Origin of the sequence: Sphingomonas aerolata, from assembly GCF_023935825.1 — a bacterium.
Classification (GTDB): Bacteria; Pseudomonadota; Alphaproteobacteria; order Sphingomonadales; family Sphingomonadaceae; genus Sphingomonas; species Sphingomonas aerolata.
The window spans coordinates 773,003-795,018 of sequence record NZ_CP098762.1; the positions used below are offsets into that span (position 1 = coordinate 773,003).

20 protein-coding genes and 1 riboswitch are annotated in these 22,016 nt (G+C 69.7%); of the genes, 6 read left to right on the forward strand and 14 right to left on the reverse strand.

Translation table 11 applies throughout. From position 1 onward, the window contains the following. Nucleotides 1–46 precede the first annotated feature (46 nt). Nucleotides 47–769: a FadR/GntR family transcriptional regulator gene (locus NEF64_RS03710; RefSeq protein ID WP_051916620.1), complete on the reverse strand. Its 723-nt coding sequence runs from the start codon at nucleotides 767–769 to the stop codon at nucleotides 47–49. Between the two features lie 164 nt (nucleotides 770–933). Beyond that, nucleotides 934–1,022, forward strand: a riboswitch (TPP riboswitch). A gap of 70 nt (nucleotides 1,023–1,092) precedes the next feature. On the opposite strand from NEF64_RS03710, the gene NEF64_RS03715 reads away from it, so the two are divergent. The 3 genes from NEF64_RS03715 to pnuC are packed head-to-tail and all read left to right on the forward strand — an operon-like array spanning nucleotide 1,093 to nucleotide 5,185. Further along, on the forward strand, nucleotides 1,093–3,405 hold the full coding sequence (locus NEF64_RS03715) for a TonB-dependent receptor (RefSeq protein ID WP_082446924.1): 2,313 nt from the start codon (nucleotides 1,093–1,095) through the stop codon (nucleotides 3,403–3,405). Nucleotides 3,406–3,419: 14 nt separating this feature from the next. Then, complete coding sequence (locus NEF64_RS03720; RefSeq protein ID WP_056407493.1) at nucleotides 3,420–4,571, forward strand: phosphotransferase enzyme family protein; 1,152 nt, start codon at nucleotides 3,420–3,422, stop codon at nucleotides 4,569–4,571. Further along, nucleotides 4,568–5,185: a nicotinamide riboside transporter PnuC gene (gene pnuC, locus NEF64_RS03725; RefSeq protein WP_056407167.1), complete on the forward strand. Its 618-nt coding sequence runs from the start codon at nucleotides 4,568–4,570 to the stop codon at nucleotides 5,183–5,185. Before NEF64_RS03720 ends, pnuC begins: the two co-directional genes overlap by 4 nt. On the opposite strand, the gene NEF64_RS03730 is transcribed toward pnuC, so the two are convergent. The 12 genes from NEF64_RS03730 to NEF64_RS03785 all read right to left on the reverse strand — a co-directional run bounded on the left by NEF64_RS03730 (nucleotide 5,116) and on the right by NEF64_RS03785 (nucleotide 17,653). Continuing rightward, nucleotides 5,116–6,294 carry a copper resistance protein B gene (locus NEF64_RS03730; protein WP_252574625.1) on the reverse strand — a complete coding sequence of 393 codons (1,179 nt, stop codon included), beginning with the start codon at nucleotides 6,292–6,294 and terminating at the stop codon, nucleotides 5,116–5,118. The two genes, pnuC and NEF64_RS03730, sit on opposite strands and share 70 nt — an antisense overlap. Next, a complete protein-coding gene (locus NEF64_RS03735; RefSeq protein ID WP_082446925.1) occupies nucleotides 6,291–8,084 on the reverse strand; it encodes a copper resistance system multicopper oxidase in 1,794 nt (597 codons plus the stop codon). Before NEF64_RS03735 ends, NEF64_RS03730 begins: the two co-directional genes overlap by 4 nt. An 80-nt stretch (nucleotides 8,085–8,164) precedes the next feature. Then, complete coding sequence (locus NEF64_RS03740) at nucleotides 8,165–8,770, reverse strand: RNA polymerase sigma factor (protein ID WP_414711875.1); 606 nt, start codon at nucleotides 8,768–8,770, stop codon at nucleotides 8,165–8,167. Further along, complete coding sequence (locus NEF64_RS03745) at nucleotides 8,767–9,207, reverse strand: periplasmic heavy metal sensor (RefSeq protein ID WP_235516415.1); 441 nt, start codon at nucleotides 9,205–9,207, stop codon at nucleotides 8,767–8,769. Before NEF64_RS03745 ends, NEF64_RS03740 begins: the two co-directional genes overlap by 4 nt. Then, the gene (locus tag NEF64_RS03750) at nucleotides 9,204–9,482 is read right to left on the reverse strand and encodes a hypothetical protein (RefSeq protein WP_056673976.1); all 279 of its coding nucleotides are present in this window, start codon (nucleotides 9,480–9,482) and stop codon (nucleotides 9,204–9,206) included. The genes NEF64_RS03745 and NEF64_RS03750 overlap by 4 nt, the downstream gene beginning before the upstream one ends. Before the next feature lie 99 nt (nucleotides 9,483–9,581). Then, nucleotides 9,582–10,493 (reverse strand): HNH endonuclease, encoded by a 912-nt coding sequence (locus NEF64_RS03755; protein ID WP_056407173.1) that lies wholly within the window; start codon nucleotides 10,491–10,493, stop codon nucleotides 9,582–9,584. Between the two features lie 64 nt (nucleotides 10,494–10,557). Beyond that, complete coding sequence (locus NEF64_RS03760; protein ID WP_031441721.1) at nucleotides 10,558–11,802, reverse strand: putative DNA modification/repair radical SAM protein; 1,245 nt, start codon at nucleotides 11,800–11,802, stop codon at nucleotides 10,558–10,560. Between the two features lie 61 nt (nucleotides 11,803–11,863). Next, entirely contained in the window at nucleotides 11,864–12,049 is a 186-nt protein-coding gene (locus NEF64_RS03765; protein WP_056407175.1) for a hypothetical protein, read from the reverse strand. A 47-nt stretch (nucleotides 12,050–12,096) separates the two neighbouring features. Then, entirely contained in the window at nucleotides 12,097–15,492 is a 3,396-nt protein-coding gene (locus tag NEF64_RS03770; protein ID WP_252574626.1) for a chromosome segregation SMC family protein, read from the reverse strand. A 135-nt stretch (nucleotides 15,493–15,627) separates the two neighbouring features. Continuing rightward, entirely contained in the window at nucleotides 15,628–16,362 is a 735-nt protein-coding gene (locus NEF64_RS03775) for a thioredoxin domain-containing protein (RefSeq protein ID WP_031396513.1), read from the reverse strand. Nucleotides 16,363–16,381: 19 nt separating this feature from the next. Next, nucleotides 16,382–17,044: a DsbA family protein gene (locus tag NEF64_RS03780; protein WP_056407181.1), complete on the reverse strand. Its 663-nt coding sequence runs from the start codon at nucleotides 17,042–17,044 to the stop codon at nucleotides 16,382–16,384. Beyond that, complete coding sequence (locus tag NEF64_RS03785; protein ID WP_081877807.1) at nucleotides 17,045–17,653, reverse strand: DUF721 domain-containing protein; 609 nt, start codon at nucleotides 17,651–17,653, stop codon at nucleotides 17,045–17,047. Nucleotides 17,654–17,679: 26 nt separating this feature from the next. Here NEF64_RS03785 and NEF64_RS03790 point away from each other — a divergent pair, with 26 nt between their 5' ends. The 3 genes from NEF64_RS03790 to nudC are packed head-to-tail and all read left to right on the forward strand — an operon-like array spanning nucleotide 17,680 to nucleotide 20,991. Further along, nucleotides 17,680–18,711 (forward strand): A/G-specific adenine glycosylase, encoded by a 1,032-nt coding sequence (locus NEF64_RS03790; protein WP_056407182.1) that lies wholly within the window; start codon nucleotides 17,680–17,682, stop codon nucleotides 18,709–18,711. Nucleotides 18,712–18,721: 10 nt separating this feature from the next. After that, nucleotides 18,722–20,089, forward strand: coding sequence for a serine hydrolase domain-containing protein (locus tag NEF64_RS03795; protein ID WP_056407184.1), 1,368 nt, complete (start codon nucleotides 18,722–18,724; stop codon nucleotides 20,087–20,089). After that, nucleotides 20,086–20,991 (forward strand): NAD(+) diphosphatase, encoded by a 906-nt coding sequence (gene nudC / locus NEF64_RS03800; RefSeq protein ID WP_056407185.1) that lies wholly within the window; start codon nucleotides 20,086–20,088, stop codon nucleotides 20,989–20,991. The genes NEF64_RS03795 and nudC overlap by 4 nt, the downstream gene beginning before the upstream one ends. A gap of 1 nt (nucleotide 20,992) precedes the next feature. Here nudC and NEF64_RS03805 read toward each other — a convergent pair whose 3' ends face one another. After that, nucleotides 20,993–21,895 carry a prephenate dehydratase gene (locus tag NEF64_RS03805; RefSeq protein ID WP_056407188.1) on the reverse strand — a complete coding sequence of 301 codons (903 nt, stop codon included), beginning with the start codon at nucleotides 21,893–21,895 and terminating at the stop codon, nucleotides 20,993–20,995. Nucleotides 21,896–22,016: the final 121 nt, after the last annotated feature.

Genomic DNA, 22,016 nt, shown 5'->3' on the forward strand with positions numbered 1-22,016 from the left:
ACGGTGCTGTCCCTTGATCGTACACCGGGTCGCGACGATTCGGGTGTCAGGCCTCGGCGATCAGGCTGAGCACGTCGCCGATCAGGCGTCGCATCGCGTCGCGCGCACCATCGGCATCGCGCGCGGCGATCGCGACGGCGACCGCGGCATGGTCGGCGATGTTCGCGCTGCGCCCCTTGATACGGTTGGTGAAGCGGATCGAGGTGCGAAGCGCGGTTTCGACCACCGACTGGAACTGTGCGTAGAAGGGGTTGCGCGACGCGCGCAGGACGGCGACGTGGAACGCGATGTCCGCGTCGAGTGGATCGTCATAGCTGCGCTCAGCCGCGGCCATCCGCGCCAGCCCCGCCTCGATCGCGACCATGTCCTGTTCGGTGTGGTACAGCGCCGCGAGCGCCGCCGCTTCGGGTTCGATCCCGATCCGCAGCTGGTTGAACTGCTGGAGCAGCTCGACCGAGAATTTGCGGTCCAGCAGCCAGCGCAGCACATCGGTGTCGAACAGGTTCCAGCTGCTCGCTGGCTGGACGATCGTGCCCTGTCGCGGGCGCGCGCTAACCAGTCCCTTGGCGGTCAGCATCTTGACCGCCTCGCGGGTCACCGATCGGCTGACGCCATGCGCCACCGCGATCTCCGCCTCGGTCGGGAAGGGCCGATCCGTATATTGGCCGGTCACGATGGCCTTGCCGAGCAGGTCGAGCATGCCATGCGTAAGGTTCCGTCCCAGATCCCGATTCTCCAGGGCAACGACGTCGGTCAGCACACGCTCCATAAAGCCTGTGTGGCGCAAACCGGTCCGGCTGTCACCCACTGCAAGCGTCTGGGTGGCGTGGATTGTCATATAATTCTGCCGCGCGTGTGCCGGGAAGGCGCTGCGGAAGGGCGAACGGGCAATAACGCTATCCCCGGAAGACCGAACCCCCTAGACGGCGCGCTCCCCGGGGGGCCGCTGACGCGCGGCTGAGAGGTGGGCTGCAGACCATGACCCGCTGAACCTGATCCGGTTGATACCGGCGTAGGGAGGGCTGGCGGCGCGTCCGTCGTCCCTCCGTGTGGAGTGGACGCAAGACCGTGATGATCCTTCGATTTGACCTGATGACGGGCCGGCCGCCCCGTGTTGCATGTACTGCGCTGGCAGTGGCACTTGCTGCTGTGGTGGCCTTCGCCCCCGCCAGCGCGCAGACGCAGGCGGATTCGCGGGACGGCGCCGACCCGGTCGATATCCGCGTGGTCGGCCTTCTCGATCCCGAGGGGCTGCTCCCCGACCAGACGGTGCCCAAGTCCGAGAGCGCGATCGCCGCGGCGTTCATCACCAAGCAGGCGCCGACGCTCAACGCGTTCCAGCTGGTCAACCTCCTGCCCGGCGCGACCGTCGCGTCGAGTGATCCTTACGGTCTGTCGACCAGTTCGAGCCTGACGTTGCGCGGGCTGGGGCAGGACGAGATCGGCGTGACGATGGAGGGCGCGCCGCAGAACGACATTGGCTATTATTACGCCTATCCCTCGCAGTTCGCCGATACCGAGAATCTCCAGCGGATCGCGCTGGCGCAGGGCGCGGTCGATATCGCGTCGCCGACGCTGGGCGGTGCGGGCGGGTCGCTGTCGCTCTGGCTCGACGATCCGAGTGCGGCGCCGCGCGGGCTCGTCGACCTGTCGATCGGATCCTATGCGGCGCGGCGCGGCTTCGTCCGGCTCGATAGCGGACGGATCGGCCAGACGGGGCTGCGGGCCTTCGTCTCTTATTCGAACACGCGCGCGAACAACTGGCGCGGTGCCGGCCATGACACGCGCCAACATGTCGATGCCAAGCTGCTCGGCGAATGGGGCAACGGCAACCGCGCGAGCCTGGCGCTGTCGTTCAACGACGCGAACTCGTCGACCTATCGCAGCCCGACGCTCGCCGAATGGCGCGCGCAGGGACGCGATTTCAACTTCGATGCGCGGTACAGCGCGGGCAACACCAATTACTGGCGGCTGTACCGCGCGCCGTTCCGCAACCTCTATGCGTCGGCGCCGGTGCATCTGGCGCTGGGCGCAGGGGTAACGCTCGACAGCACCAGCTATCTGCAGTTCGGCTACGGCAATTCGCCCTATGGGACGCAGCTCGGCACGACCGGCAATTTCCTCGGCATCGAGCCGCTCGCCGATCCGATCGCGCTGCCGGGTGCGGTCGACGGGGTCGCGACGGTGCTGGGCAATTATACCGGCGACCAGCGCCGCGTGGGCACGGTCAACACGCTGACAATCGAGCGCGGCATCCACCGGCTGACCGCGGGGCTGTGGTTCGATCACGGCACCGACCGCGTCGTCCAGTCCTACACCGCGGTCGGCGCCGACGGCGCACCGGCCGATCGCTGGGGGTATCGCGCAAAGGCGATCCGGACCGCGGACGGCCGGTTGCTCGCCTATGAGAACCAGCGGACCGTGACGGTGACCAAGGCGGCGTTCCTGGCCGACCATGTCACGCTGACCCCGCGTCTTGCGGTCGATATCGGGTTCAAGGGCGTCAACGTGCTGCGCAGCGGGCGCAACTACCTGCCCGGGCCGCAGGACCGCGTCCGCCTCGACAGCTTCGCCGCGCTGCCGCGGGCGGCGGTGCATTACGAGATCGACGACCGGCAGCAGCTGTTCGCCAACATCACGACGAACTTCCGCACGCCGAACGAGTTCACGCTCTACGACAGCTATGCGGGCGGTGCGCTGGTCAGCGCGGGGACGACCGCGCTGAAGAACGAATATGCGGTCTCGCAGGAGCTGGGCTATCGCTATATCGGTACAGCGCTGTCCGCATCGGTGACGGGGTTCCATTATGATTTCCGCAACCGCCAGTTGGCGACGGTCATCAACAATGGCGGCGCGCTGGTCAATTCGACGCTGAATGTCGGGGGGCAGAGTTCCTACGGGATCGATGCGGAGATCGACTATCGCCCGGCGCGCGGTGTCAGCGTCTATGTCTCGGGCGAATATCTGCGCGCGCGGATCAGCGACGACCTGCCGGTCGGCGACGATTATCTGCCGACCCGCGGCCGGCATGCGGTCTCCAGCCCGACCGTCCAGGTCGGTGGCGGCGGGACCTATGACGACGGACGGCTGTTCGGCAGTGTCGCGGTGAAATATGTCGGCCGGCAATATGCGACCTTCGTCAATGACGAGAGCATCAAGGGCTATGCGACGCTCGACCTGTCGGTCGGCGTGCATCTGGCGTCGATGCTCGACGGCAAGCGGACCGACCTGCGGCTGAACGCGATCAACGTGACCGATCCGCGCGTGCTGGCGGGGGTGCAGTCGGTCTCGACCAATGCGCGCGACGTGATCGGGCGCGGGGGGACGCTGATCGCGGGATCTGCGCCGACCTATTATGTCGGGAGTGGTGCGGCCGTCATGGCGACCATCTCGCGCGGCCTGTGACCGATGCCGGCGCGATGAGCGGCGCGGGCTCGCCGGCGGCGCATCTGGTCCACGGGATGGGCACCGACATGGCCGCGCCGAGCTGGCCGGCGATCACCGCCGAGGAAGCCGCGACCGTGGCCGCGCAGTTTCCGGCCGCCGGTCCGCTCGAGCGCGTGCACTGGCATTCGCCGCGGCCCTTCTCCGCGGCGGCGCTGATCGAGACCGGGCAGGGGATGTTCCTGCTCAAGCGGCATCACCGCCGGATGCGGACGCCCGATCAGCTTGGCGCGGAGCACCGGTTCATCGCGCATCTGCGGACGCGCATTACGGTGCCCGAGGTCATGACGCTCGCCCCCAGCGACAACGGCGCGCTGGCCCGTGGCGACTGGACCTATGAACTGCATCGCAAGGCCCCCGGCGTCGACCTGTATCGCGACCGGCCGTCCTGGACGCCGTTCCTGTCGCTCGCGCAGGCGCGTGCGGCGGGCGTTGCGCTGGCCCGGCTGCACCGCGCGTCGCAGGGGTTCGACGCGCCCGCGCGACCGCCGCAACCGCTGGTCGCCAGCTTCACCATCCTGCCCGATCCCGATCCGATCGCGGCGGCGGAACGCTATGTCGCGGCACGGCCGGCGCTCGCCGCGTTCCTTGCCCCGCGGCCGTGGCGGCGCGAGATCGCGTCGCTGTTCAGCGCGCTCGGCGACGGGTTGCAGCCGCGGCTCGCCGCGCAGCCGCCTTTGTGGACGCATAATGACTGGCATCCCTCCAACCTGCTCTGGGAGGCGGAGGACGTGCGGACCGTCTTCGATTTTGGGCTGGCGGACCGGACCTGCGCGCTGCACGACGTGGCGATCGCGATCGAACGCAGCGGTGTTGCCTGGCTGGCGCTCGGGCAGGGCGCAGACGCCGCGATCGGCCAGCCCGAGGCGGCGTGTGCGCTGCTGGCGGGCTATGGGGCGACGACCGCGTTTGGTGCGGAGGATCGGGCGACGCTCGTCCGGCTGCTGCCGCTGGTACATCTCGAATTCGCCCTGTCGGAGGTCGCGTATTTCGCGGGGGTGCTCGGCGACATGAGCGCGGCGGCGCTGGCCTGGGACGGCTATCTGATCGGCCATGCAGCTTGGTTCCTGTCCGAACCGGGGCAGGACTTCCTCCGCCGGATCGCCGATGCGGAGAGCGGCGCGTGACGATGCTCGAGATCGCCGCGGTCGCCGTCAGTTTCCTCGGCATCTGGCTGACCGCGGTGCGGCGGCTGTGGTGCTGGCCGGTCAATTTGCTGGCCTGTGCGCTGTACTTCAAGCTGTTCCTCGACGTGCGGCTCTATGCGGACATGATGCTGCAGGCGGTGTTCGCGGGCGCGCTGGTCTATGGGTGGCGCAACTGGGCGCGCGGGCGGCAGGATGCGGGCGATGTCGCCGTCCTACCGCTACGGCCGATCCACGCGCTGGCGGGGCTTTGCGCCGGTGCGGGTGCCGCGATGGCGATCGGCTTTTTTATGAGCCGCTATACCGACGCGGCGCTGCCCTGGATCGATGCGACGCTGAGCAGCTTCAGCCTCGTCGCGCAATATTGGACCGCGCGGCGGCACAGTGCGAGCTGGCTGCTGTGGATCGTCGTCGACATCGTCTATGTCGGGATGTTCGTCGTGAAGGGCCTGATGCTGACCGCGGGGCTCTATGCGGCGATGATCCTGCTCGCGCTGCTGGGCTATCGACAGTGGCAGGCGGCGCGTCAGAACCAGGCGCGCACACCGAGCGCGAGCGAGACCCCGCCGGTCGTATCGCCATCGCTGCGCGCATAACGCGCGGTGGCACCATAGCGCCGTTCCCAGGACAGTCCGACATAGGGCGCGAATTCGCGGCGGATCTCGTAGCGCAGTCGCAGGCCCAGTTCGGCGGTGGATAGCCCCGCGCCGATCCGGCTGCCAGGCATGTCCTGCGCGGCGAGGTTCAGCTCGACACGCGGCTGGAGGATCGCGCGCTGGGTGATGCGCTGGTCGTACCAGGCCTCCGCACGCGCCAGCACGTCGCCCTTGTCGGACAGGAACAGCGTGCCCTCGACGTCGAACCAATAGGGCGCCAGACCCTCGACCCCGAGCGCGGCATAGGTCCGTTTGGCGCCTGCGCCAAGATCCTGGCGGATGCCGGCCTGCAGGTTCCAGTACGGATCGAGCGCGCGCGAATAGAGCGCCTGTACTTCGGCGGCCTCGACCCGGTCGCCGAAACCGCCTTCGCCCTCGGTCTTGACGACAAGGCGGTGGATGTCGCCGCCGAACCAGCCCGCGCCGTCCCAGCGATAGCCGTCGCGACCGTTGCGCACCTGCACCTCGGCGAGGTTGAAGAGGATCTGGCTGAAGCGCATGCCGCCATGCTCGTCGCGCATCATCCGATTGGCCTTCGTCATCGTCGCGGAATCGTAGAAGCGCGCCGCCGCCAGCGTGGTCGGCGGCGCGGGGGGCGGTGCGGTGCCGGCGGGCTGGTCGGTGCCCGTCGGCGCGGCGGGACCGTCAGACGCGGCCGGGGTGCAATGGCCCATCGCGGCGTGTTCGGGCGGGCAGGCGGCGGCGGCCGTCGCCTTGGCTGGGGGTGGTGGGGCCGCGTCATTGGCGGCGGGTTTGCAATGGCCCATTGCGGCATGCTCGGCCGTGCAGGCGGCGGTCGGGGACATGTCCATCGCCGGCATTGTCGATGCGGCGGGCTTCGCAGCGCGCGCCCGCGCCGGCGTCGCCTTGCGTGCCGCGGGTTTTGCCGGGGCGGTCTGTTTAGGTGCCGGCCTTTTTGGTGCGGGCTTTTTGGGCGCGGGTTTGGCGGGCATCGCCATGCCGGGCATCTTCATCCCGTGCATCTCGTGCATCTGCGCCGCGGCGGGCGCGGCCGTAACGGTCGCTAGGAAGAGAGCGAGCGTCTTCATGCCGCTGCTCCCGCTTCGCTATCAGGGCGGACGGTGACAACCTGCATCATGCCCGCATGCATGTGGTAGAGCATGTGGCAATGGAACGCCCAGTCGCCGACCGCATCGGCGGTGAGGTCGAAGGTCGCGGTGCCGCCGGGGGCGACGTTGATCGTGTGCTTGCGCGGCGAATGATCGCCGTGGCCGGTCACCAGCTCGAAGAAATGGCCGTGCAGGTGGATCGGGTGCGCCATCATCGTGTCGTTGACCAAGGTGACGCGGACGCGTTCGCCCTGGCGGAACGGGATCGGCGCCTTCACCTCGTTCAGCTTCACGCCGTCGAACGCCCACATATAGCGTTCCATGTTGCCGGTCAGGTGGATCTGCAGCTGTCGCGTTGGCGCGCGCAGGTCGGGATTGCGCTCGAGCGCGACGAGATCGCGGTATACCAGCACCGTGTGGCCGGTGTCGCTAAGGCCCTGCGGCGGCTCGCCGGTGCGATCCATTGGCATCGGCGCGACGGTCTGTACGGTCGGCGTCCTCGGCAGGCCCGGCGCGTTGGCAAAGTCGCGCATGCTGTGGCTCATGGCCGGCATCGGCTCTTCGCCGGCGGGAGTCGGCGCGGGCTTGTCCATGCCCGGCATCGCGCCGTGGTCCATCCCCGCCGTGCCGCCCATCGCGCCATGATCCATCGCGGCCATGTCGCCCATGCCCATGTCCTTCATGGTCGCGAGCGGGCGTCTGCGCAGCGCAGGAACCGCGGCGACCATCCCGACGCGCGGCGCGAGCGTCGCGCGCGCCATGCCCGACCGGTCCCAGGCTTCGGCGACCAGCGTGTGGGCGACGGGCGCGGCGGGTTCGACGATCACGTCATAGGTTTCGGCGACTGCGATCTGGAACTCGTCGACCGTGACCGGACGCACGTTCTGGCCATCGGCCTGCACGACGGTCATCTTCAGCCCCGGAATACGGACGTTGAAATTGGTCATCGCCGAGGCGTTGATGATGCGCAGGCGGACGCGCTCGCCGGGCGTGAACAGCGCGGTCCAGTTGTCCGCGGGGCCATGCCCGTTGACGAGATAGGTATAGGTCGCGCCCGTGACGTCGGACACGTCGGTCGGGTCCATCCGCATCCCGCCCCACATCCGCCGTTCGCCCGCCGGCTGGTCCCGGCCCGCGAGCAGGCCGCCGAGCGTCTGCTTCTGATAGTTGAAATAGCCGCCCTGGAGCTTCAGCTTGCGGAAGATGGCATGCGGGTGAAGCGGGCTGTGATCCGACAGGACGATCACATGTTCGCGGTCCGACACGATCGGATCGGGACCTTCGGGGTCGATCACGATCGGGCCGTAATGCCCCATCTGCTCCTGCAGCCCCGAATGGCTGTGATACCAATAGGTCCCCGCCTGCACGACGGGGAAGTCGTAGGTGAAGGTCGATCGCGCCGGGATGCCGGGAAAGCTGATCCCGGGCACGCCGTCCATCTGGAACGGTACGAGCAGCCCGTGCCAGTGGATCGACGTCTCCTCGTCGAGGCTGTTGGTCACCGACAGCCGGACCTGCTGCCCCTGTTTCAGCCGGATCAGCGGCGCGGGGCTGGTGCCGTTGATGCCGATCGCGTGGCTGCGCGTGCCGTCGATCGTCCGCGTCAGATGCGCCACGGTCAGCGCGATATCGGTGCCGGACAGGATCGGCAGCGGGGTCGCGATCCCCGTGGACACGGGCTGGGCCCAGGCGGGCAGCCAGGGCAGCGCAAGCGCGCCGCCGCCAAGCGTGGCGTCGCGGAGGAATTGGCGGCGGGTCGGTCGGGTCATGCGGATCCTCGGGCCGGGAGCGGCCACGTCTGTCAGGTCATACGCCGCCGATCGGCTTGCCCCTCATGACGTTAGACAAATCAGGCCGCGCCGGCGAGCGCGGCGCGCGCGCGGCGGATCCGGGTCTCGACCGCCTTAACGCTGATCCCCAGCGCCTGCGCGGCCTCTGCCTGGCTGAGCTCGTGGATCGTGCACAGCAGCAGCGGCTCGCGCAGCGGGGCGGGGAGCCGCGCGATATCGGCCATCGTGCGGGCGAGGTCGTCGCGACCGATCGCGTTCGTCTCCGTATCCGCCGCCCCGTCCGCGACCCGCTCGCCCGCCTCGATCGGCAACACGCGGGCGAGCATATGGCGGACACGGCGGCGACGGTGCCAGTCGCGGCATTTGTTGATCGCGATCCGCGCGAGCCACGCGCGCAGCGACCGGTCGCGGTCATAGCGGGACAGCGCGGCGTGCGCCGCAACGAAGCTGTCCTGCAACAAATCGAGCGCCTCGTCGGGATCGCCGATCTGCGCGAGGATCAGGCGGTAGAGCGGCTGTTTGTGCCGCCGCATCAGCGCCGCAAACGCCGCCTGCCGGTCCGCCGCCGGTCCGGCGAGATGCGCGGTGACCAGCGCGGCGTCGTCATAGGCATCGAGATCGATGCTCGTGCGGCGCGCGGTCCTGTCGGGGCGGGGCGGGATCAATGCGCGGGGGTCAGCGCCTGCACGACGACCCGGTCGAACGCCGCGGTCTGGTCGGCGCGCATCAAGCCGCGCATCGCAAAGACGTGCGCGAGCGTCGCCTTTTGCAGCGCGCCCATCGTCCGGTGCGACCGGTCGACCGCGGCGGCGACCGCGGGGCCATTGGCATGTTCGCGCTCGATCGCGGCGGCGAGACGGACATTGTCGGCGCGCAGCTCCGCTTCCAGGGCCGCGCGGCGGACCGCGAACTCGGCCTCGAGCCGGTCGAGCGCTGCCTCCTGCGGGGCGTCGAGCACCACGTCGCGGTGGAGCAGCGTGTGGAGTTCGGTGCCGTGCGCTGCGCCCGGCGCCCGGATCCAGCCGCCGATAAACACACCGGCGATCGCCGCGAGGAAGGCAAGGACGATCGTCGGTGCCGCACGCCGGACCACGGACGTCACTGCCCGAGCAGCAAGGTCGAGGGGGCAAGCGCGCCGTCGATTCCGATCGGGATCGACGCCTGCGCCGGCGCACCATGGCCGATCGGTGCCGCCCCGCCGATCAAGCCCAGCACCAGCGCGGTACCGACCGACCACCGCCCGACCAGGAGGCTGGTGTGCCGACTGCGCGCATTCTCCGCGATGCTCTCGAACACCGACGCCTCGACGCCATCGAGCGCGCGCGGCACCGGCATCGCCGCCAGCCGGGTCAGTCCTTCATCGACAGGATCCTGCATCGTCCGCTCCCTCTGCATCCAGACATACGCACCGCCGCGCGCGATCCCGCATGATTTTTGCCCACTGGCGAGAATGGGCTTGCCGCCGCGATGCCGACGCTACTGCTTGAAGCAGTGCGCGCGGTGCCATTGCAGGAAATGCGGGTGCGGCCGATCGGCGGCGCGGGCCGGCGCGGTGGCATAGCCGCTCGCGTTGACGACCCCGCGGATCGTGTCGGGATCATTGGCCTGGCGCGATACGAGGATGGCGAGATCATCGGCGAGCGACAACAGCCCGCGGTCGAACATCCAGTGCGCGGTGCCCGACAGCGCGAGCCCGTTGCTGACGATATCGGGGCCGTTCGCCTCGACCGGGCGGATATGCGCCGCCTCGACCTCGGCACGGCCGCCGCCGTTGATAAGCTTCAGCCCTGTGATCGCGCAACGTTCGTCATAGGCGCGCAGGACGGTGCGGCGGAATATCCGGTCGCGGACTATCCGGGACGTGAGGCTGGCGATGCGCGGACGCTCGCCCTCGATCAGGAACGGGCTGCGCTCCTCGTGCCAATGGCCATCGTCTATTGTGTCGGCCACGGCATCGCCGGTGCGCGGCAGCAGCGGGGCATCGTCGTCGAGGCCGAGCGTGACGATCCGGTTGAAGTCGGCGGCGGAGATCGGGCGCACGGCGGACTGGGCGCGGCCGGATATCCGCCCCTGATCGTTCAGGACGCCCCGTTCGACCGGACCGTTAACGCCGGCAAAGGGCACGGGGGTCGCGAAGTCGAGATAGGAGCCGGGTTCGATGAGCGCGCGATACATCGCCGGCGTCGACGGATCGGGGATGATCCGTTCGACCTTGGCAACCGCGAAATAGCCGCGCGTGGCGACGACCTTGCGAGGTTCGTAATAGAGGATCCAGTCGCCGATACTGGGCTGCGCACGGCTCAGATACTGGGCTGGGAACTGGTATTGTTCGGCCGGGCTATCCTTGTAGATCGAGTCCGAGCGATAAATGAAAACGCCAAAGGCCATGGCCTGACCTTAGCGCATCGCCCCCGATCCACCAGCCGTCACCGTATGTGCCCCGACCGGGGTCTCAGGCGAACATTTCCATCTGGCGCGGTTTCGGCGCAACGATCGGGCGGAGTTCGGCGCGGTCGGACAGTGCGACGGGGCGCCAGTCCTCAGCGATGATGAACGGGCGAATCTTGGCGACCGACACGGTCAGCCGCGCGACATCGGCGAGGTGGAGGCGGCGCCAGCGGCGGCTGGTCAGGATGCCGTTGACCGCCTTCACGCCGAGCCCGGGGACGCGGAGCAGCATCTCGCGCGGCGCACGGTTGACGTCGACCGGGAAGCTGCCGCGGAACTTCAGCGCCCAGGCGAGCTTCGGATCGATGTCGAGCGGCAGCATGCCGGTCGCGTCGTCCGCCGCGGCGACGACCTCGTGCGGCTGGAATTCGTAGAAGCGCATCAGCCAGTCGGACTGATAGAGCCGGTGTTCGCGCATCAGCGGCGGGCGCTGCAGCGGCAAAACGGCGCTGGCGTCGGGGATCGGGCTGAACGCCGAATAATAGACGCGGCGAAGACCGAACCGGTCGTACAGCGTCGAGGCCTTGCGGACGATGTCGCCATCGGTCGCAGCATCGGCGCCGACGATCATCTGCGTCGACTGGCCTGCGGGGGCGAAACGCGGCGCGGACTTGTATTTGGCCTTGGCGTCCTTGCCGTCGACGATCGAGGCCTTGACCTCACGCATTGCGGTCTCGATCCGGACGCCGTCCTTTTCTGGGGCGAGCCGCTTGAGCCCGCCTGCGGTCGGCAGCTCGACGTTGATCGACAGGCGATCGGCATAGAGTCCCGCCTGGTGGACGAGCTCGGGGTCCGCATCGGGGATCGTCTTGAGGTGGATATAGCCGCGGAAATGATGATCCTCGCGCAAGCTGCGCGCGACCTCGACCATCTGCTCCATCGTGTAGTTGGACGAGGCGATGATCCCCGAGGAGAGGAACAGCCCCTCGATATAGTTGCGCTTGTAGAAGGCGATCGTCAGGTCGACGACCTCCTTGGCGGTGAAGCGCGCGCGGCGGACGTTCGAGCTCTTGCGGTTGATGCAGTAATGGCAGTCGAAGATGCAACTGTTGGTCAACAGGATCTTGAGCAGCGAGATGCAGCGGCCATCGGGCGCATAGGCATGGCAGATGCCCATGCCCTCGGTCGAGCCGAGCCCCTTGCCGTCCTTCGAATTGCGCTTGGCAGTGCCCGACGACGCACAGGATGCGTCGTACTTTGCGGCATCGGCCAGGATCTCGAGTTTCTCACGGGTGTCGAGCTGGGCCATGCGTTCATCTTACGTTCCGCGCATGGGCCTGTCGATTGATGCGGATCAACTGTCCGGGGAATTATCCAAACAGGCCAGCGACGTAGCGGATGATGTCGACGAAGCTGCCAAGGCTGATCGGGAGGAGCATCAGCGCGAGCGCATAGACGAGCAGCATGCGGCTGAGCGCCTTCTCATGGCGGAAGGCGGGTTTGCGCGGCGGAAGATCCTCCTTGCGCGGCCAGATCGTCGAGTCGTCGAGGAACATCCGACCATTATAGCGCGATTGCTCGCGTTTCGCAGCGGGTGACGCCTTTATGCAGCGACAAGGATGGTGGCGGCCTGAAGATCGACCGAGACGAGGCGACTGACCCCGGGTTCGATCATCGTCACGCCGAACAGCCGGTGCATGCGGCTCATCGTGACCGCATTGTGCGTGACGACGAGGTAGCGCGTGGCGGTGTCGCGCGCCATCCGGTCGAGCAGGTCGCAGAAGCGGTCGATATTGGCGTCGTCGAGCGGCGCGTCGACCTCGTCGAGCACGCAGATCGGCGCGGGATTGGTCAGGAACAGCGCGAAGATGAGCGCGACCGCGGTCAGCGCCTGCTCGCCGCCCGACAACAGCGCCAGCGACTGGAGCCGCTTGCCGGGGGGCTGGGCGAGGATCTCGAGTCCCGCCTCGAGCGGATCGTCCGAATCGACGAGCTCGAGATGCGCGCTGCCGCCGTTGAACAGCGTTGCGAACAGCCGTTGGAAGTGGCCGTTCACCGTCTCGAACGCCGCGAGCAACCGCTGGCGGCCCTCGCGGTTGAGGGTGCCGATCGAGCCGCGCAGCCGGTGGACCGCCTGACCCAGCTCGTCGCGGTCGGCTGCATTGCCGACCGCCTCGGTCTCGAGCGCGGCGAGTTCTTGGTCGGCAACGAGGTTGACCGCGCCGATCCGCTCGCGCTCGGCGGTCAGGCGGTCCTGCGCGCGAGCCTCGTCCGCGGGGGTGCGGACATCGGCGACCAAGAAGCCGAGGCGTTCGGGCAGGACGGGGGCGGGGCAGGCGAAACGCTCCCCCGACAGTCGCCCGAGCTCGCGGCGGTGCTGGTCCTGCGTATCGACGCGCACCAGCGCGCCGGCGCGGTATTCGCGGGCCTCGGCGAGCGCCTCGGCGGCGCGACGATGCGCGTCGTCGGCGGTGCGGAGCGCGGCTTCGGCGGCGCGTTCGACGGTCTGGAGCGTGTCGGCGTCGGCGCGGGCGGCGGTGTGCTCGGTATCGAGCGTGGCGATCGCGGCATCGAGGGTGGCGGGACGGTCCGTGAGCGCCTCTGCATCGGCGGCGACGTCGCGGGCGCGGCGGTCCAAGGCGGTGATGCGGGTTGCCGCTTCGCCCGCACGCGCACGCCAGCTGCGGATATCGGCCTGCGCGGCGGCGAGGCGTTCGCGCGTTTCGGCGCGCAGCCTGTCCTGCGCGGCGCGGTCGCTGCGCGCCTGTGCGACCGCGCCGCGGCGGGCCTCGGCGTCGCGGTGGAGCGTCGCGACCGCGTCGGCGCTGGCGCGACCGTCGGGCAATGCCGCGGCCGCGGCCTCGGCGGCGGCGAGGTCCGCGGCGGCATCGGCCTGTTCGGCATGGACGCGGTGGGCGCGCTGGTCGAGATCGGCACGCTGTCCGGCGCGGCGTTCGAGCGCGGCGGCGGCGCGATCCTCGCTGCGCTGCGAGTCACGGATGCGGGTCTCGGCGGCGGACAGGTGGGCGCGGGCGTCCTGGGCGGCTTGGCGGTGCGCGGCGATCTGCTGGTCGATCGCGGTGCGCGCCGCGTCGTGCGTGGCGAGCGCGGCGGCGGCCGCCGGGCGCGCGGCCTCCAGCGCGTGCAGGCGATTGCGACGTTCGAGCCGTTCGGCGGCCGCGGCGCCGCTGCCCTGCGCGACGAAGCCGTCCCAGCGGCGCAGCACGCCGTCGCGGGTGACGAGGCGCTGGCCGACCGCGAGCGGCTGGCCGTCGTCACGGTCGGTGACGAAGACCTGCGCGAGCCGGCGCGCGAGGGACGCGGGCGCGTCGACGTCGGCGGCAAGCGCGGTGGTGCCGGGTGGGGGCGCGGGATCGCCGGGTGCGGGCACAGCGCCTGCCCAGGCGGCGGGGTCGGTATCCAGATCGTCGCCGAGTGCGGCGGCGAGCGCGCGCTCCAGCCCCGGCATGGCGGTGACATGGTCGAGCAGCCGGTCGCGGCCGCTGCGCTGGGTCGCGCGGGTGAGCGCGGCGGCCTCGCTGTCGAGCGCGGCGAGTTCGGCGCGGGTGGTGGCGCGCGCGGTCTCGGCGGCATCGCGCAGGCCACTTGCGGCGCGTTCGTCGCTATCGGCCTGCGCGAGCGCGTGGCGGGCGGCGGCGGCGTCCTCCAGCGCGGCGAGGCGCGCCTCGGCGGCGGTGGCGCGATCGGCCTCGAGCGGGGCGGGGTCGCCAAGTGCGCGGTGCGCCGCCTCGATCTGCGCCGCGTCGCGTGCGGCGCGATCGGCGCGGGTGCGCGCGGCAGCGAGCGCGGCGGCGGCGACGCGCGCCTCGGCGACGTCGCTCGCATGGCGGGTCATCGCCTGCGCCAGTGCGACCTCGACGTCGCGCGCGGCGCGTTCGGCCTCAGCCTGCGCGGCGTCGAGCGCGGGAAGCGCGGCGGTGGCGGCGGCGATCGCGGCCTCGAGCGCGGCGATCTCGGTCGCGAGGCGGGCGAGCGCGTCGGCAGCGTCGCTGGCGAGGCTGCCCTCGCGCAGCCGGTCCTCGGCGATCCGTCGGCGCGAGTCGGCGAGATCGGCGAGGCGGCGGTCGAGCGCGGTGCGTTCGGTCCGCAGGCCGGCCAGCTTATGGCCGGTGCCGGCGGCATGGTCGCGCGCGGCGAGTGCGGCGGCGCGAGCGGTCGCGACCGCGGCGGCGTCGTCGTGCTGCGCCTTCGCGGTAAGGGATTCGGCGGCGGCGGCGGCGGCCACCCGCGCCTCGGCCTGCGCGGCGTCGGCGGTCGCCGACTCGGCGGCGGCGGCGGCGTCGCGCCAGCGCGCGAAGATCGTCCGTGCCTCCGCGACGCGGATCTGGTTCGACAGCAGGCGATAGCGTTCGGCGGCGCGCGCCTGGCGTCTGAGCGCGGCGGCGCGCGCGTCCTGATCGGCGATGACGGCGTCGAGCCGGGCCAGATTGGCCTCGGTCGCGCGCAGCCTCGCCTCGGCATCCTTGCGGCGGACGTGGAGTCCGGCGATCCCGGCGGCATCCTCGAGCATCGCGCGGCGGTCGGCGGGCTTGGCGGCGATGACCGCACCGATCCGGCCCTGGCTGACCAGCGCAGGGCTGTGCGCCCCGGTCGCGGCGTCGGCGAAGAGCAGCCCGACGTCCTTCGCACGGACGTCGCGGCCGTCGATCCGGTAGGCGGACCCTGCGCCGCGCTCGATCCGGCGGACGATCTCGCGTTCGTCGGCGCCGTCTGGGCCGGCGATCTCGGCGAGGATCGACACTTCGGCGAAATCGCGCGCGGGGCGGGTCGCGGTCCCCGCAAAGATCACGTCGTCCATGCCGGCACCGCGCAGCGACTTGGCGCTGGCCTCGCCCATCGTCCAGCGCAGCGCCTCGAGCAGGTTCGACTTGCCGCAGCCATTGGGGCCGACCACGCCGGTCAGCCCGGGTTCGATCACCAGGTCGGCGGGTTCGACGAAGCTCTTGAACCCGGTGATGCGGAGGCGTTTGATCTGCATGGCGCGCGCTCTCCCTTCACGATTGGCGAGCGTAGCGCGCTCCTGCTCTTCCGCGAAGGCGGCAGCCCGGACCGGGTCCCCGCCTTCGCAGGGGCACACTCCGGGCTGACAAATGCCCGCCGGACGGGATGCGGCTTACGCGCCGGCCGCCTTCAGCGCCTTTTCCATCTCGCTCCACGACAGCACGTTTTCCATCTTCTTGCCGTTCAGCAGGAAGGTCGGCGTACCGGTGACCGTGCCCGACTGCATCGCGTTTTCGGTCGGCTTGGCCATGATCTCGAGCTGCTTCTGGTCGGCGAGGCAGGCGCGCGCCTTGGCCTCGGGGATGCCACGCTGCTTGACGAAGTCGATCGCGCCCATGTGCTCGGCGAGCTTGGTCGCGACCGCGGTCGGGGCGAGATTGGCGAGGCTCTGCTGCATCGCCGGGGGCATCGTCTGGAGCTTGTCGAGGAAGGCGTTCTGGTTCTGGTACATCTGCTCGAGGATCGGGAAGAACGGCGCGGTCCCGCCGCACTGGCCGAGCAATGTCAGCGCGACGTCGGGCGCGCCGTGGACGAGGAAGTCGCGGAATTCGAAGCTGACCTTGCCGGTCGAGACATAATTGTCGGTCAGCGGCTTGAACGCCTCGCGCGCAAAGGCGCCGCAGGTCGGGCACGAGCGCGCGCCATATTCGACCAGCTTGATCGGGGCATTGGGGTTGCCCATCAGATAGCCCTCGTCGGTCTTGACGACGGTCTCGGTCCAGTTCTGGCCGGCGGGGGCGGTCGCCGCGGCGACAGGTGCTGCGGCCTGGGTGGTGTTCGACGAATCGCCCCCCGAACAGGCAGCGAGCGCGAGCGGCAGGACGGCGATGGCAGTGACGAACTTCATGCGGGATACTCCAACGAAATTAGCGGGCGCCGGCAGTGCGCAGCGCGGGTTCGAGCTGGGCCCAGCCGCCATGCGGCATGACCTTGCCGTTGATGAAGAAGGACGGCGTCGAATCGACCTCGGGCGGTGCCGCCGCGGTGATGGCGAGGATCCGGTCGATCTCCGCCGTATCCGCGAAGCACGCGTCGATCGCGGCGGCGGACAGCCCGCGCGCCTTGACCAGATCGGTCAGCCCCGCGCCATCGGCATAGGCCTTGAGCTGCGCCGGCCGCGGATAGAGGTTGATGCGCGCGGCGTTGACCTGCTGGAACTCGATCCCCTTTTCGAGCCAGGCGGGCTGCGCCGCGAAGATCGCCGCCGATGTCGGGAAGAAGCCACGCGGCCCGGTGCAGCGGGCGAGCACCGCCGCGGCGAGATCGAGCCGGTCGCGGATCATGTGGCGGAATTCGAGGCTGGTCGATCCCGACGCGATCATCCTGCCCTTCAGCACCGCCTGCGACTGGGTCGAGAAATCGGCACAATGCGAACAGGTGTAGCTGGCATATTCGACCAGCTTGACCCGGGCTGCGGGGCTGCCGAGCACATAGGTGCCGCTCGCCGTGCGGGTGACGGGCACGGGCTTCGGGGCGGGCGCGGCCGCGGTGAGCAGCGCGAGACCGAACAACGCAAAGAACAGACGCATTCAGCTGATCCTGGGAAGGCCGCTCGTCGAGGCGACGCCGGCGGCGAGGGATTCGAGGACCGCACGCAGTTCGGGATCGGCGATGCCCTTCAGGCTGAGACCGAGATCGGCGGGGACGGTGCGGAGCGGGGGTGGCGCCGCCTTGACGCGTGGCTTGGCAACCTCGCCCTGGCGGATGGTGATGCGCGCGACCGCGGCATAGCCGAAGAAGCGGTTCACGCGCTCGGTGATCTCGGGAATGACGTGCTGCATCATCGGCGCATGCGCGCCGCGCACGGTCAGCGTCAGGACGCCATCCTGTTTCTGCCCCATCGGGAAGCGGATCGATTCGGGCGTGCTGACGCCGGAAAACCGCTCGCCGACGATCTCGGGCCAGCGGCTGACGACCGACGACTGGATAAAGCCGAAGCGCCGGAACGCCGCGCCGCCGATCGCGGGGAGCAGCTCGGCGACCGCGCGCGACCGGTTGGCGCGCGGCGCATCGGCATCGACTTTGGGCTTGCGGGCAGCAGTTTTGCGGACGGCGGTCTTGCGCGCGGGCGGAACGTCCGTCGCGCTGGCCGCGGTCGCGGACTTTTGTTCGGTGGTGATACCGGGCGGGTTGCTCATCGCGCCACCCATGCCATAGGCGGCGCGTGAACGCCAAGCGCTCTTCGGTCCCCGTGGCCCTACTCGACTGGTATGACGCGCATCGTCGTGTGCTGCCGTGGCGCGCCCGGCCGGGCGAGACGGTCGATCCCTATCGCGTCTGGCTGTCGGAGGTGATGCTGCAGCAGACCACGGTCGCCGCGGTCACCCCGCGCTTCCTCGCCTGGACCGCGCGCTGGCCCGATTTCGCGAGCCTCGCAGCGGCGGACGATGCCGATGTGATGGCCGCCTGGGCGGGGCTCGGCTATTATGCCCGCGCGCGCAACCTGGTGAAGGCGGCGAAGGCGGTCGTCGCGGAGCATGATGGCGTGTTTCCGCGGACCGAGGCCGAGCTGCGGACGCTCCCCGGGCTTGGTGCCTATACCGCGGCGGCGGTGGCGGCGATCGCCTTCGGCGAGCGTGCGGTGGTGGTCGATGCCAATGTCGAGCGTGTCGTCGCGCGTCTGTTCGCGATTCAGACGCCGCTCCCCGCCGCGCGTCCGGCGATCCGTGCGGCCGCGGACACGATCACGCCCGACATGCGAGCCGGCGATTTCGCGCAGGCGATGATGGACCTGGGATCGTCGATCTGCACGACGCGAAACCCCAAATGCCTGCTGTGCCCGCTCCGCCCCGACTGCGACGGCTTTGCGCAAGGGGAGCCCGAACGGCTGCCGGTCAAGGCGAAGAAGGCCGCCAAGCCGCAGCGTCACGGGACGATCTTCTGGCTCGAGCGCGACGGACAGGTGTTGCTGGTGCGGCGCCCCGATACCGGGCTGCTCGGCGGCATGCGCGCGCTGCCGACCGGGCCCTGGACCGACCAGCCGCCGGGGTTCGAGGCCGCACCGGCACAGGCCGACTGGCAGATGCTCGACGACCGCGTCACGCATGGCTTCACGCATTTCGACCTCGAACTCGGTCTTGCGGTGGCGCGGGTGGAGGCGCATCAACCCGGCGAATGGTGGCCCGTCGAGACCCTGGATACCGCCGGGCTGCCGACCGTTTTCGCCAAGGCCGCCCAGGCTATACGGGCGCGATAGGGAGGCCTGCATGACGCGTGCACACTGGATTTCGACCGGCGTGATTGCCGCACTGGCGGCGACCGCCGCCCTGGGGCAGGCGCAACGACAGGCCACCCCCGGCCCGATCGCCGTCACCGAACGCGCGGGCGATCCCGCACGCGCCGCCTTGCCGAGCGTCGAACGGCTGTTCGACGGCTATGTCCGCGACAACAAGATGCCCGGTATCGTCGGCGCGTTCGGGCTGGGCGACCGGCCGACCCTGTTCCTGGCGAGCGGCAAAATCGGCGACGAGCCGGGGCGGCCGTTCGCCGACGCCGATTCGTTGTGGCGGGTCTATTCGATGACCAAGCCGATCACCGGTATGGCGGCGATGATGCTGGTCGAGGACGGTCGGCTGAACCTCGACGATCCGCTGAGCAAATACATCCCCGCATTCAAGACGATGACGGTCGCGACCAGCCCCGATACGTCGCTGGCGACGCGGCCCGCGACGACGCCGATCACGATCCGCATGCTGCTGACGCATACTGCGGGGCTCGGCTACAGCATCAACGTGAAGGGGCCACTGCTCAAGGAATATGAGCAGCGCGGCGTGCTGCCGATGTCGGTCAATGCGCAGATGGAAACGCAGATGGCCAAGGTGCGCCCGACCTCGCTCGAGGACTTCGCGAACCGTGCCGCGACGCTGCCGCTGGTTGCGGAGCCGGGGACCAAATGGAGCTATTCGATCGGGCTCGACGTGATGGGCCGGGTGATCGAGGTGGCGAGCGGGATGTCGTTCGAGCGGTTCCTGCAGACGCGGATGTTCGCGCCGCTCAAGATGACTTCGACCTTCTTCATGGTGCCACAGGATCAGGTGAAGCGGCTGGCGACCAACTATGCGTTCGTCGGCGACAACCGCACCCCGCTCGACCCCGCGGCGACGTCGGTGTTCGCGGAGCGGCCGAGCTTTCCCTATGGCGGCGCGGGGCTGGTGATGTCGGCGCGCGATTATGACCGGTTCCTGCACATGCTGCAGGATGGCGGGACGCTGGACGGCGTGCGGGTGATGAAGCCCGAGACGGTCGCGCTCGGCATGTCGAACCTGATGCCCAAGGGGGTGTCGTTCGGCGGGATCGGCACCGGGACCGGTGCGGCGGCCGCAGGTAATGCGATGGGGTTCGGCGCGGGCGGGTCGGTGTATCTCGCGGACGTGCCGGGCGGCGCATCGAAGGGCACCTATGGCTGGGGCGGCGCGGCGGGGACGTTCGCCTGGGTCGACCCGGTCCGTCATGTCCGGAGCACGGTGATGGTCAATTATTTCCCCGGTGAGAAATGGCCGCTGCGGAAAGAGGTGGTCGGCGCGCTGGTCGCCGATGTCGCGCGAAGCGGATCTGCGGGGGGCGTGCGCCGATGAGCTTGACCGCGGATCTCATGCCCGATGTCGCACCGGGTTTTACCGGCGGGATGCTCGAACGTGCCGACGCACTGCGCCACGATGCGGACGCGCTGGCGGCGGCGCAGGGCGACTGGCGGGCGCGGCTGCTCGCGCTCGACGGTCTGTTGCCGGGGGTGACCGATGAGGGGCGGCTGGCCTGGACGTCGATGGCCGACCTGCCCGACGATGCCGAACCGATCCTGCTCGGGCTCGACGAGAGCGGGCGGCCGCATTTCACCGCGCTGCTGGCGGGCATGGGGGTCGACAACGCCCCGGCGATGCGCTCGCCCGCGCTGATGGCGGTGCTGGGCAGCCTCGCGCCGGGCGAGGCGGCGACCTATGCCGCGGCGCGCAGCGTGCTCGACTGGCATGTCCGGCACCGCTTCTGCGCGAAATGCGGGACCGCGACGGCGATGTTCCGCGCGGGCTGGGCACGCAAATGCCCCAATTGCGCGACCGAGCATTTCCCGCGCGTCGATCCCGTCGTCATCATGATCGCCGAGCATGACGGGCGCGCGCTGCTCGGGCGCGGCAAGGGGTGGCCGCCGGGGCGCTATTCGGCGCTGGCGGGGTTTCTCGAGCCCGGCGAATCGATCGAGGAGGCGGTCGCGCGCGAGATCGCCGAGGAATCGGGCGTGCGCGTCGGCCGCGTCCGCTATGTCGCGAGCCAGCCCTGGCCCTTTCCCTCGTCGCTGATGATCGCGTGCGTCGCGGAGGCGGTCGACGACGCGATCACGCTCGACGTGAACGAGCTGGAGGATGCGATGTGGGTACCGCGCGAGATGGTGCGCGCGGTGCTGCGCGGCGAGGAGGGGCCGTTCCTGCCGCCGCCGCCCTATGCGATCGCGCACACGCTGCTGACCGTCTGGGCGAAGGGGTGACTCAGCCGCGCGTGCGCGCCTGGCGGTAGGTGCCGAGCACGCGGAGCCATTTCGAGTGGAAGCCCAGCTCCTCGAGCGCGTGGTCGAGGTTCGCGTCGCCCGGCTTGCCGACCACATCCGCGTAGAATTCGGTCGCGGCAAAGCTGCCGTTGCGCTGGTAGCTTTCCAGCTTGGTCATGTTGACGCCGTTGGTCGCGAAGCCGCCCATCGCCTTGTAGAGCGCGGCGGGAACGTTGCGGACCTCGAAGATCAGCGTCGTCATCCAGTCGCCGCCCGCCGGATCCTGCGCCGCCGGTGGCTTGCCGCCACGCGCGAGCGTGACGAAGCGGGTCGTGTTGTGATCGGCATCGGCAATGTCGGTCGCAAGCAGATCGAGCCCGTAGAGCGCGGCGGCGGCGGGCGGCGCGAGCGCGGCGATCGTCGGGTCGGCAAGCTCGGCGACCTTGGCCGCGGCGCCCGCGGTGTCGGGATAGCTGACCGGCTCGATCCCGTGCGCCTTGAGCCAGTGGCGGCACTGGCCGAGCGCCTGCGGATGGCTCATCGCCTGGCGAATGGCGTCGCGCGGACCGCAGCCCATCAGCGCGTGGCGGATCGGGAGAAAATGCTCACCCGTGATTACCAGCCCCGATTCCGGGAGCAGGAAATGGATATCGGCGACACGACCGTGCAGCGAATTCTCGATCGGGATGATCGCGCAGTCGGCGCGGCCGTCCTTCACCGCGTCGATCGCATCGGCGAAATCGAAACAGGGCAGCGGCAGTCCGTCCGGAAATGCCTCGGTCGCCGCGACATGGCTGTTGGCGCCGGGCGCACCCTGAAACGCGACCGCGCGCGCGGGCTCCGCCATCGCGGCTTGGGTCATCTGCGCGACGATCGGACGGGCGGGGGCGGCGAAGTTTTCCATCGCCACGGCGCGTAGCCAGCGGGCCGGATGCAATCAAGGGCGCGCGGCGCCCGCGCAAGACGGGGCGCAGCGTTTGCTTGCGGTGTCGGTCAGGCTTTTCTATGGCTGTCCTAAATCAAAT

Bases quoted from the DNA above. Each gene is read 5' to 3' on its own strand.
- NEF64_RS03770 (WP_252574626.1), bottom strand. From the start codon at position 15,492: ATGCAGATCAAACGCCTCCGCATCACCGGGTTCAAGAGCTTCGTCGAA.
- NEF64_RS03780 (WP_056407181.1), bottom strand. From the start codon at position 17,044: ATGCGTCTGTTCTTTGCGTTGTTCGGTCTCGCGCTGCTCACCGCGGCC.
- NEF64_RS03755 (WP_056407173.1), bottom strand. From the start codon at position 10,493: ATGGCCTTTGGCGTTTTCATTTATCGCTCGGACTCGATCTACAAGGAT.
- NEF64_RS03715 (WP_082446924.1), top strand. From the start codon at position 1,093: ATGACGGGCCGGCCGCCCCGTGTTGCATGTACTGCGCTGGCAGTGGCA.
- NEF64_RS03765 (WP_056407175.1), bottom strand. From the start codon at position 12,049: ATGTTCCTCGACGACTCGACGATCTGGCCGCGCAAGGAGGATCTTCCG.
- NEF64_RS03710 (WP_051916620.1), bottom strand. From the start codon at position 769: ATGGAGCGTGTGCTGACCGACGTCGTTGCCCTGGAGAATCGGGATCTG.
- NEF64_RS03735 (WP_082446925.1), bottom strand. From the start codon at position 8,084: ATGACCCGACCGACCCGCCGCCAATTCCTCCGCGACGCCACGCTTGGC.
- NEF64_RS03775 (WP_031396513.1), bottom strand. From the start codon at position 16,362: ATGAAGTTCGTCACTGCCATCGCCGTCCTGCCGCTCGCGCTCGCTGCC.
- NEF64_RS03750 (WP_056673976.1), bottom strand. From the start codon at position 9,482: ATGCAGGATCCTGTCGATGAAGGACTGACCCGGCTGGCGGCGATGCCG.
- NEF64_RS03785 (WP_081877807.1), bottom strand. From the start codon at position 17,653: ATGAGCAACCCGCCCGGTATCACCACCGAACAAAAGTCCGCGACCGCG.
- NEF64_RS03795 (WP_056407184.1), top strand. From the start codon at position 18,722: ATGACGCGTGCACACTGGATTTCGACCGGCGTGATTGCCGCACTGGCG.
- NEF64_RS03805 (WP_056407188.1), bottom strand. From the start codon at position 21,895: ATGGAAAACTTCGCCGCCCCCGCCCGTCCGATCGTCGCGCAGATGACC.
- nudC (WP_056407185.1), top strand. From the start codon at position 20,086: ATGAGCTTGACCGCGGATCTCATGCCCGATGTCGCACCGGGTTTTACC.
- NEF64_RS03760 (WP_031441721.1), bottom strand. From the start codon at position 11,802: ATGGCCCAGCTCGACACCCGTGAGAAACTCGAGATCCTGGCCGATGCC.
- NEF64_RS03720 (WP_056407493.1), top strand. From the start codon at position 3,420: ATGAGCGGCGCGGGCTCGCCGGCGGCGCATCTGGTCCACGGGATGGGC.
- NEF64_RS03730 (WP_252574625.1), bottom strand. From the start codon at position 6,294: ATGAAGACGCTCGCTCTCTTCCTAGCGACCGTTACGGCCGCGCCCGCC.